The 10,546-nt window shown below is 62.7% G+C and carries 8 protein-coding genes; 6 read left to right on the top strand and 2 right to left on the bottom strand.

The window, feature by feature from the left end:
- Positions 1-1,050, top strand: a 1,050-nt coding sequence (locus RR842_RS04975) for a DNA polymerase IV (protein ID WP_332729152.1), incomplete at its 5' end; no start/stop codon positions are given.
- 70 nt (positions 1,051-1,120) lie between these two features.
- On the opposite strand, the gene RR842_RS04970 is transcribed toward RR842_RS04975, so the two are convergent.
- Complete coding sequence (locus RR842_RS04970; protein WP_332729150.1) at positions 1,121-2,161, bottom strand: DegV family protein; 1,041 nt, start codon at positions 2,159-2,161, stop codon at positions 1,121-1,123.
- A gap of 288 nt (positions 2,162-2,449) precedes the next feature.
- On the opposite strand from RR842_RS04970, the gene ileS reads away from it, so the two are divergent.
- The 3 genes from ileS to RR842_RS04955 are packed head-to-tail and all read left to right on the top strand — an operon-like array spanning position 2,450 to position 7,137.
- Positions 2,450-5,308, top strand: coding sequence for an isoleucine--tRNA ligase (gene ileS / locus RR842_RS04965; protein ID WP_332517630.1), 2,859 nt, complete (start codon positions 2,450-2,452; stop codon positions 5,306-5,308).
- 6 nt (positions 5,309-5,314) lie between these two features.
- Positions 5,315-6,082, top strand: coding sequence for a signal peptidase II (lspA, locus tag RR842_RS04960; protein ID WP_332721885.1), 768 nt, complete (start codon positions 5,315-5,317; stop codon positions 6,080-6,082).
- A complete protein-coding gene (locus RR842_RS04955; RefSeq protein WP_332729149.1) occupies positions 6,079-7,137 on the top strand; it encodes an RluA family pseudouridine synthase in 1,059 nt (352 codons plus the stop codon). Before lspA ends, RR842_RS04955 begins: the two co-directional genes overlap by 4 nt.
- Before the next feature lie 73 nt (positions 7,138-7,210).
- Here RR842_RS04955 and RR842_RS04950 read toward each other — a convergent pair whose 3' ends face one another.
- The gene (locus RR842_RS04950; RefSeq protein WP_332554220.1) at positions 7,211-7,987 is read right to left on the bottom strand and encodes a putative ABC transporter permease; all 777 of its coding nucleotides are present in this window, start codon (positions 7,985-7,987) and stop codon (positions 7,211-7,213) included.
- 111 nt (positions 7,988-8,098) lie between these two features.
- On the opposite strand from RR842_RS04950, the gene hemH reads away from it, so the two are divergent.
- Positions 8,099-9,115 carry a ferrochelatase gene (hemH, locus tag RR842_RS04945; protein ID WP_332729148.1) on the top strand — a complete coding sequence of 339 codons (1,017 nt, stop codon included), beginning with the start codon at positions 8,099-8,101 and terminating at the stop codon, positions 9,113-9,115.
- A gap of 1 nt (position 9,116) precedes the next feature.
- Positions 9,117-10,355, top strand: coding sequence for a bifunctional phosphopantothenoylcysteine decarboxylase/phosphopantothenate--cysteine ligase CoaBC (gene coaBC / locus RR842_RS04940; RefSeq protein WP_332729147.1), 1,239 nt, complete (start codon positions 9,117-9,119; stop codon positions 10,353-10,355).
- The last annotated feature ends 191 nt before the right edge of the window (positions 10,356-10,546 follow it).

The following is a 10,546-nucleotide window of genomic DNA, read 5'->3' as shown; positions in this document are numbered from 1 at the left end:
CCGGACGGCATCTGGACGCACGGCCATTTCGACCGCTACAACGAGATGTCGCGCGCCATCATGGATATCGTGCGCAACGAGACCCCGTACGTGCAGCAGGTTAGTATTGACGAGGCGTTTGCCGACGTGACGCCTACGGCGGTGAACCGCGAACATCCGGCGATCGTCGCGCGGCGCATACAGCAGTGCGTGGAGGAGTTGGGCGTGACGTGCTCTGTCGGCGTGGGGTCGTCGAAAACCATCGCCAAGATAGCCTCCGACATAGACAAGCCGCGCGGCCTGACCGTAGTGTATCCCGGTCGCGAGCGCAGCTTTCTGGCTCCGTTGCCCGTGCGCACGCTGAGCGGTATCGGAGCGGCTGCCGAGGCGAAGCTGAAGGCGCGGGGCATGACCACCCTGGGGGACATCGCAGATGCCGACGAAGCGCAGCTGGTGCGCCTGTTCGGCAAGAACGGCCATGTCATGTACGTGCGCGCGAATGGTGGCGACGATGCCCCGGTTGTCACGGACGACCTGGTGAAGTCCGTTTCGAACGAAACGACGTTCGCCATCGATCTCGTCTGCCGCGACGAGGTGGAGGCCGCCATGGCCACGATGGCTGCGAAAGTGGGCCGCCGCCTGCGTCGCAAGGGACTCAAAGGGCGTACGTTGGGGTTGAAGGTGCGCTTCGACGACCTGAGTTTCCGCAGCGTGCAGCGGCGCCTTGACCACCCCAGCGACGACGAGCTGGCCTACACACCGCTGCTCTACCGCATGATCGACGAGGTATGGCGCCCTGGTATTCCCGTGCGGCTGCTCGGCGTGAGCATGACCGGCTTCGATACCGAGGAGAACGTGCAGGAAAGCCTGTTCGCCCTGGCAGATGAGGTGCCAAACGCGGACGATGTGGCTCCGGTTGTGAAGGACGAGGAGAAGCGCCGCGGTCTCATAAAAGCAACCGATCTCGTGAAAGACCGCTTCGGGGAGAGCGCCGTCCGCTTTGGCCGCGAGCTGCGAGGCGAGGGGAACACCACCGGATCGGCCAGTAAGAACCCGGCCGACTACCGATAGTCTACCCAGTAATCTGTCCCCAAGCAGATTCCCCCCAAAGTGAAGCCGGCTGCAAGCGGTCCTGGTCCTTTTAAGCTACAAAAACGCCAATCCTAAGGAAAATCTGCGTACTCCCCGCGCGCAGATTTCGCACGAGCCGGACAGCCCTGTGGGCTGTCCGTGCGAACTCAGAACTGCCTGAGCACGGGGAGTACGCAGATTTTCCTACAGGTTGAACAGCCTCGCAGCAAAGAAAACCCTCCCGCTTGTCAGCCAGGAAGAACAGCGCCATGGTGCCCGGCCCCGAGTGTGCCCCGATGACGGGATCGACGTAGTTGATGACAATGTTCGCGCAGCCGAAACGTTCGCGTACCTGGTCGGCTACGTACTCGGCCTCCTCCTGGCAGTCGCCGTGGGTGATGAACACTGTCTGCTCGCCGATGGGCCGCACCGCTGCCTTCTCCATGTGGTCGACCAGTGCGTGCAGGGACTTCTTGCGCCCGCGCACCTTCTCCAAGGGGATGAGGCGTCCCTCGTCATCCACGTGCATGACGGGCTTGATGTTCAGCATGGTGCCGGCCCATGCGGCCGTTTTTGATACGCGGCCTCCACGGAACAGGAACATGAGGTCGTCCACCGTAAACCAGTGGGCCAGGTTCAGCTTGTTGCCTTCGACCCAGGTGCGCACCTCGTCGATGGAGGCTCCGGCGCGGGCGCGGTGCACGGCATGCCAGATAAGCAGGCCCTCGCCGCCGGATGCGGCCAACGTGTCCACAGCGAACAGCTTGCGCTCGGGGAATTGGCCGGCAAGTTCCCCGATTAGAAGTTCGATTGCCTCGAAGGTGCCCGAAAGGCCGCTGGAGAAACCCAGGTACAGCACATCGCGACCCTGTTCCAGAAGGCCGCGCATGAGCGCTTCGGAGTCGGCCAGGTTCGGAAGCGACGTGGTGATGACCTTGCCGTCGCGCATCATCGTGTAGAACTGGGCGAGGTCGGTGTGCTGGCCTTTCAGGTAGCTTTGGTATTCCTTGCCGTCCACCATGAAGGCGAGGGGCAGGATGTGAAGCCCGAAGTCGTCGATCATATCCTCGATCAGGTTGCAGCTCGAGTCGGTGACGATTTCAAATTCCATAGTGCATGACCTCCGATTGCGCGTTGGGTGTGACGAAGCGACTTCGCCAGATTAGCATAGTGAAAGTATACTCAATCCCTTACCATATACTGTGTCACAATTTTGAAATGTAAGGCGAGGCGAGGCAAAGCGCGGGGTTTCGCCTATACTATACAGGTTTGAACCGAAAAGAGCGAGCAAGTGCGAAGAGCAGGGCAGGTGTAGCACCTTGGAGCAAAAAGCTTCGGGAAACGGCGAACCTGTCTGAAAACAAGCAAATGCCAAGCAACAGGAAAGGTACGGCATCCCGTGGCGAACAGCTATAAAGAGACGATGAACCTGCCGCAGACCGACTTCGCGATGCGGGCCAACCTGCCCGAAAGCGAGCCGAAGCGTCTGGCGAAGTGGGAAGAAGAGCATATCTACGAGCGCGTGCTGGAGAAGAACAAGGACGGGCGTCCGTTCATCCTGCACGACGGACCGCCCTACGCCAACGGCCCCATCCATATCGGCCACGCCTTCAATAAGGTGCTGAAAGACTTCGTGAACAAGTCTCATGCGCAGCGCGGCTTCTTCACGCCCTACGTGCCCGGTTGGGACTGCCACGGACAGCCCATTGAGCATATGGTGGAAAAGACGCTCGGGCCTGAGAAGATGGCCAAGATCGACCAACCCACGCTGCGCCGTCTGTGCCGCGAGTGGGCCGAGAAGTACGTGGGCATCCAGCGTGACGGATTCAAGCGCCTGGGCGTCAACGGCGACTGGGAGCATCCCTATCTCACGTTCACCCCGAACTACGAGTCGGGCAACGTGGAGGTGTTCAAGAAAATGTACCTGGACGGCTCGGTGTACCGCGGCCGCAAGCCCATCCACTGGTGCAAGCGCTGCCACACGGCGCTCGCCGAGGCGGAGATCGAGTACTCCGACGAGACCTCCCATTCCCTTTTCGTGAAGTTCAAGCTGGACGTGATGCCCGGCCTGTTCGAGGCGGCAGGTGCTACGGGTGACGCGAACGTGCTCATCTGGACGACCACGCCCTGGACGCTGCCGGCGAATACGGCTGTGTCACTGGCGCCCGATGCCGACTACGTCATGGTCGTGGCTGACGGATCGAACCTGATCTTCGCACGCGAGTTAGTGGAGCAGGTGGCCGAGACCGCTGGTTGGGAAAGCTGGGAGGTTGTGAAGGGCGCCGACGGCGAGCCGGTGGCCCTCAAGGGCCGCGAGTTCACGGGGCTGACTTACACGTGCCCTATCCGCCAGGACTTGAAGGGCACTGTCATCTACGGCGACCACGTGACCATGGAATCGGGTACGGGCGCCGTGCACACGGCTCCGGGTCATGGCCAGGACGACTACCTGGTGGCGCTGGAATTCGATGTGCCGCTGCTCATGCCGGTGGACGACAACGGGGTGTTCACCGACGAGGCGGGCCCCTTCGCCGGGCTCGACATCGACGAGGCGAACCCGAAGATCATCGAGTGGCTGCGCGAGCGAGGATCGCTGGTGGCCGAGAAGAAGATCGTCCACAGCTACCCGCACTGCTGGCGCTGTCACGAACCGGTCATCTTCCGCGCCACCGACCAGTGGTTCGTGTCCATGGAGAAGAGCTCCCTGCGCGAGCGCGCCCTCGATGCCATCGAGAACCAGGTGGAGTGGGTGCCGGCGTGGGCGAAAAACCGCATCGGCTCCATGGTGGCCGACCGCCCCGACTGGTGCATCTCGCGTCAGCGGTCGTGGGGCGTGCCCATCCCCGTGTTCAAGTGCGCCAAATGCGGCTCGACGGTAGCAACCGAAGAGACGTTCGACGCGGTGATCGAGCTGTTCAACACCGAAGGCGCCGACGCGTGGTTCACGCGCGAGCCCTCCGAGTACCTGCCGCGCGGCGTGAAATGCGAGACGTGCGGCTGCACCGAGCTCACGCCTGAAAAGGACATCCTGGACGTGTGGTGGGAGAGCGGCGTGTCGCACACCTCCGTGCTGAAGCACCGCGCCGCCGAGGGCCTGCGCTTTCCGGCCGACATGTACCTCGAGGGTTCCGACCAGCATCGCGGCTGGTTCCAGTCGTCGCTTTTGACCAGCGTCGGCGCCTACGGCGTGCCGCCGTACAAGAGCGTCATGCACTGCGGCTTCACGGTGGACGCCGAGGGCCGCAAGATGTCCAAGTCGCTCGGCAACGGGGTGGACCCGGCTGAGGTGATGGGCAAGGCCGGCGCCGACGTGCTGCGCCTGTGGGTTGCCAGCGTTGATTACTCGCAAGACGTGAGCATCTCCGACGAGATTTTGCAGCGCACGAGCGAGGCGTACCGCCGCATTCGCAACACGATGCGCTATATCCTGGGTGCCCTGAGCGACTTCGACTACCGCCTGCACCCGGTAACGGAGTGGGAGAGCCTGGCACCCATCGACCAATGGGCTCTCGTGCGTCTGCAGCGTTTGACCCACGAGGTTGAGGCGTCTTACGACGCGTACAAGTTCCATCAGGTGTACCGCGCCATCTACGATTACTTTATCAACGATTTGTCGGCGGTGTACCTCGACGCCATCAAGGATCGCCTCTATGCCGAGGCGCCCGATTCGCCGGGCCGCCGCAGCGCGCAGACTGTGCTCATGCATATGCTCGAGACGCTCGTGCGCATCCTGTCGCCCATCCTCTCCTTTACGGCTGACGAGATTTACGAGAACTATTCCGAAGGCCTGGTTGCCGACGAAGAGCACGGCGGGCATCCGTCCAACGTGCAGCTGGCGGGCTGGCCGGAAGACTCCGACTACACGCCGGCGGTGCCGGCAGATGCGGTTGCGACCCTCGAGGACAAGTTCGCCGTGCTGCTGGAGGCCCGTGAAGCCGTGACGAAGGCGCTCGAAGAGGCGCGCAGTGCCGGACTGGTGAAGAAGAGCCAGGAGGCGGCAGTGACCGTCGCGGCTCCGCAGGACATGCTGGCCGTGCTGTCGGGTTTTGCGACCGAGGTGTTCGAAGAGCTGTTCATCGTGTCCGAGGTGACGTTTGCGGAGGGTGACGAGCTGGCGGTGACGGTGTCGGCAGCAACGGGTGAGAAATGCCCGCGCTGCTGGAACTACCGCGAGCTGGGCGGCAACGCGAACCATCCGGCGGTGTGCAAGCGCTGCGGCGACGTGCTCGACACACTCGGCTACACGGAAGAGGGGTAGGGCCTCTTGAGCACGGAAGCCAACCTGCGGCCGTCCAAGCGTATCAGCGGCCGCACCGTTCTCGTCTTTCTCGGCGTGGCTGTTGTGTGGTTCTGCCTGGACATGCTCACGAAGGGCGCTATCAACGGAGCCTTCGAGCAGGGCGCGGTCATCACGGGCCCCCTTCTGGGGCTTATCCGCCTGCACCTGGTGTACAACACGGGGGCTGCATGGGGCATGTTCGGCGACTCGACGCAGGTGCTGGCTGTCATGTCGCTGGTGGTGTGCATCGTCTTGACTGCCTACCTGTTTTTCTTGGCACCGCGCCCCAGTCTGCTGGAGACGGTGGGCGTGGCCTTGGTGGTGGCCGGCGGGCTGGGCAATGCCGTCGATCGCTTCACTTTGGGGTACGTGGTGGACTTCATCGAGCCGGTGTTCATCGACTTCCCGATATTTAATGTCGCCGATATCGGGGTGACGTGCGGTTTCGTGCTGTTCGTTCTCGGCATGTTCCTGGCGTACCGCCGCGATGAAAAAGAAGCGGCGGCGCAGATCGCAGCGGCGAAAACGTCGGGGGATGCCGTTGCCTTTGAGGCGGATGACGATATCGTGGAGGCGGCTCCTGTTGCTGGCAGGGAACCGGAAGGTGGCCATTCGGCTGTGCAGGTTGATTCGTCTTCGCGTATCCCGGAAGGCGAATCGTCTCCCGGGGTGGCCGATCAGCCTTCTGCCGCTTCGGCCCCGAAAAACAAGGGGGGCGCTTCTCGGGGTGCCGAGGAGCGAGGCAGCCGATGACGCGCACGCTTTGCCATATCACCTCTGCTGCCGATGGTGGGGAGCGCCTCGATGCGGTCATGGCCAGCCGAGGACTGTATCCCAGCCGCAGCGTCGCAGCGCGGGCTATCGAAGAGGGGCGCGTGTTCGTGAACGGGGCGAACGTTGCGAAGAAGCATGCTGTGGCGGCGGGCGACACCATCGTCTACGAAGCGCTGGAGGAGGCACCCGCCGCCCTGCTCGATGGCGAACCCATCGATTTGGACATCCGCTTCGAGGACGAGCACCTGATCGTGCTGTCCAAACAGGTGGGCCTGGTGTGCCATCCGTCGGTCGACCACTACGACGGCACGCTGGTGAACGCGCTTATCCACCACTGCGGTGCGGCGTGCCTGTGCAATGTGCAGGGCGAGGACGACCGGCTGGGCATCGTGCACCGGCTCGATCGCGACACGAGCGGCCTCATGCTCGCGGCCAAGGACGACGAGTGCGGGTATGCGCTCATGGAGGACATCCGCGCCCGTGCGGTCGACCGCCGCTATCTGGCGCTGGTACACGGCGTCATCGCCCACGATACGGGCATGATCGATGCGCCCATCGCCCGTGCCGAGAAGGAGCGTACGCGCATGGCCATCCGCGACACCCCTTCCGCACGCGACGCGATGACGACCTTCCGCGTGCTGGAGCGCTTCGAGCACGGGCCGCGCGACGAGGGCTACACGCTGGTGGACTGCAAGCTGTTCACGGGGCGCACGCACCAGATACGCGTGCATATGGAGTATGCGAAGCACCCGCTTGCGGGAGAGGCGGTCTACCGCGCCCATGCCCCGCGTGATACGCGCGCCGACCTGGGGCTTCAGCGCCAGTTTTTGCACTCGTTTCGCATAGGCTTCACGCACCCTGTGACAGGGGAGGCCCTGTCCTTTGCCGACAACCTGCCAACCGATCTGCGCCGCGCCCTGGACAGCCTGGCCGAGCGCAGCCTCGGGCGCACCGAGGCCGGCAACGAGGTGTTCACACTGCTGGAGCAGGCCCCTGCTCCCTGCGTCGAAGGCGAAGTGCCCACGTCGTCCTAAGGCGTGGAATACTTGCGCTGAGCGAACATCCGTAGTCGTGCCGTCCCGGGCGCGCGGCGCCGCTTCCTTGCGGTTATTTCTTGCCGTACACGCTCATGTTCTGCATCTTGGATTGCAGGTAGCTGTCGGGGAAGTGCTCGTCGAAGAACTGCTGTTCCCAGGTGGTGGCGGGAATACTCACCGCGCGCTGTCCTTCGCGGTCCAGTGCCATCACCGTTACTGTGATGTCGACGGCAAGGAAGGCGGTCATGCCCGCCGTAATGATGCGGGCGAGCATGCTCTTTGCGCTCACCTGCATGAACAGGCGCTTCACCAGTGGCAGCACGATGCGGACCCATACCAGCCCCAGCATGCCCCACATCATGCCGAACGCGAAGTTCGTCCGACCGCCGATCGACCCGAACGTGCCGCTGTAGTCCCAGGCGATGGCCCCCCAGAAGAATTCCATGCCCCAGCTGGTCACGTACTCCAGTACCGACCCGACCACCATGGATATCAGGAATATCACGAGGTTGTGGGAATGGTAGAACCGGTTCAGGAACACTGTCAGCGCCACCGCGCCCACGCCGTAGATGGGCGAGAAGGGGCCCCATACCAACCCGGCGCGGCTCTCGTAGCTGCCGTATACGATGACGTGGAACACCGTCTCCACTACCAATCCGAACACGCAGGCTCCCGCGAACAACCAGAGTATCGTGAAGTAATTGAGGCTCAGGTACCCCGTATTATGGAACACCTGAGCCTTGACCTCTTGGCCAAACTCGCGCAGGACGGTCCTGCTACCCGCAGGCGGCACGGCAGTACCTGCACCCTTATCGGGCGAATCCGTGGTTTTGGGTTCTTTCGCCATTCGTCCGTTCCTCGTTTGCATAATAGGGGATAAACTATAGCAGATAGAATCAACAGGTTTATGACCGTTTCGCATCGACGGTCCGTCGATGTAGGAAAGAGGGGCGCTGTCGTGCAAGCACCGGATCGCTGCGGGGTCATCATCGCCAATACCGGCACGCCGAAGGAACCCACGCCCTCTGCCGTGCGGTCCTATCTCAGGCGGTTTCTTATGGACCGGCGCATTGCGCCCATGAACCGGCTGGCATGGTGGTTCATCCTGCAGGTGGGCATCCTGCCCAAGCGCGGGCGTGCCTCGGCCGAGAAGTACCAGAGCATTTGGACCGACGAGGGCTCGCCGTTCACCATAGCGCACGAGAAGCTTGCGGCGCGGCTCGGCGAGGTGTTTGCGCAGGAAGGTTCTGACACGCTTGTGCGGTGCGCCATGAGCTACGGGGTGCCGACCATCCGTTCGGTCGTGCGCGAGCTGAAGGAGGCCGGCTGTACCCGTCTGGTGGTGCTGCCGCTCTATCCGCAAAGCGCGCTTTCCACCACAGGTTCGGTGTCCGACAGCGTTGAACGGGCATTAAAAAAGGAGCATTGGGACGTATCATGTGACTTTCTCGACAACTACCACGACAACCCGACGTATGCCCGTGCCATCGCGGCGTCCGTCCGCCATGCGGGCTTCGACCCCGACTCCGACGACAAGCTGCTGTTCTCGTACCATTCCATCCCGTTGACCGACATCGAGGCAGGCGACACCTACGAGCTGCAGGCGGGCGCATCGAGCCTGCTCGTGGCAGGTGAGCTGGGGTTGGAGCGCACGCGTTGGACCATCGGCTACCAATGCCGCTTCGACAAGGGCCGCGACTGGCTTTCGCCCTACACGACTGAAGTGCTGTCTCGTTGGGCCGAGGCGGATGTGGGACGCGTGTTCTTCGTGTGCCCAGGGTTCTCGGTGGACTGCCTCGAAACGCTCTACGATATAGACTACGAGCTGAAGCCGTTCTACTACGATAAGATTAGGGAGGCAGGGCGCGTGCCGACGGGCGACGAGTTTGTTTACGTGCCGTGCCTGGACCGTAGCAAGGCCCATGTTAAAGTGCTGGCCGATGTGCTGCAGCCTTATAGGGAAGGAGGCTGTTAACATGGCCGAGAAAGGAAGGACGCAAGCTGTGTCGATGACGGGGAGCGCACCGTGCAAGACGGTGCTGGTAGGCGTGACGGGCTGTATAGCGGCATATAAGACCTGTGAGATCGTGCGGCTGCTACAGAAAGCCGGCGTGCGTGTGAAAGTGGTCATGACCGAGCATGCGACCGAGTTCGTGGGGCCGACCACGTTTCGCGCCTTGACGCACGAGACGGTGGCCGTGGGATTGTTCGACGATCCGTCGGACCCCATCCATCACGTTTCGCTGGCCCAAGAGGCTGACGCGTTCCTTATCGCCCCTTGCACAGCCAACGTCATCGCCAAGATAGCCAACGGCTTGGCCGACGACCTGCTGACCACGACGGCGCTGGCTACCACCTCGCCCCTGATCGTCGCACCGGCTATGAACGTGAACATGTACGAGAACGGGGCCACGCGCTACAACATCGGCAAGCTGCATATCCGCGGCGTCCGCATTGTGGAAGCAGGCGACGGCTACTTGGCGTGCGGCGATGTTGGCCGGGGCAGGCTCGCGGAACCAGCCGACATCGTGTCGGCCGTGTTGGAGGAGCTGGGTGTGCGGCGTGACCTGTCAGGCCGCCACGTCATGATAACCGCAGGTCCCACTATCGAGCCGATCGACCCGGTGCGCTATATCACGAACCACTCCTCAGGCAAGACCGGCTACGCGGTGGCCCGCGCCGCAGCCCTACGCGGGGCCGACGTGACGCTGGTGTCAGGTCCGGTGTCACTGCCTGCGCCTGAGGGCGTGCGGGTGGTGCGGGTGAGGACGGCTCGCGAGATGCTTGCTGCGGCGAGCGAGTCGTTCGCCGCAACCGATATCGGTGTCTTCGCTGCGGCTGTAGCGGATATGCGTCCGAAAGAGACGGCTGCGCGCAAGCTTAAGAAAGGCACCGCCGATGCGGATCTGGGCACTATTGAGCTGGTCGAGAACCCCGATATCCTGGCCACATTGGCGGCGGGCAAGCGCGACGGCCAGGTCGTCGTCGGGTTCGCTGCCGAGACCGACGACGTGGTGGCCAATGCGCAGAAGAAGCTCGCAACGAAGCACGCCGACCTGATAGTGGGAAACGAGGTGGGCGAGGGGCGTGCCTTCGGCACCGACGACAACGAGGTATGGTTCGTCTCGGCCGAAGAGACCTACGACTTGCCGCTCATGTCCAAAGACCGCCTTGCCGACGAGATACTCGACCGTGCGGTGCAGTTCTTGGGGTAGCGGTGTACTTGAACCGTGTACTTGAACCCAAGGTGCAGATTCAAATTGTCGAAAATTGCATCTTGCCAAGGAGACAGGTTCCGGGTAAGATATTCAAGCTGCTTGGGGCTGCTGCTACGGCGCAGTGAGCAAGCATAACGGGTTGTGGCGCAGTTTGGTAGCGCACTTGACTGGGGGTCAAGGGGTCGCAG

Origin of the sequence: Gordonibacter sp. (assembly GCF_036667095.1) — a bacterium.
Taxonomy (GTDB): Bacteria; Actinomycetota; Coriobacteriia; order Coriobacteriales; family Eggerthellaceae; genus Gordonibacter.
This window is presented reverse-complemented; position numbering and strand designations above follow the sequence as displayed.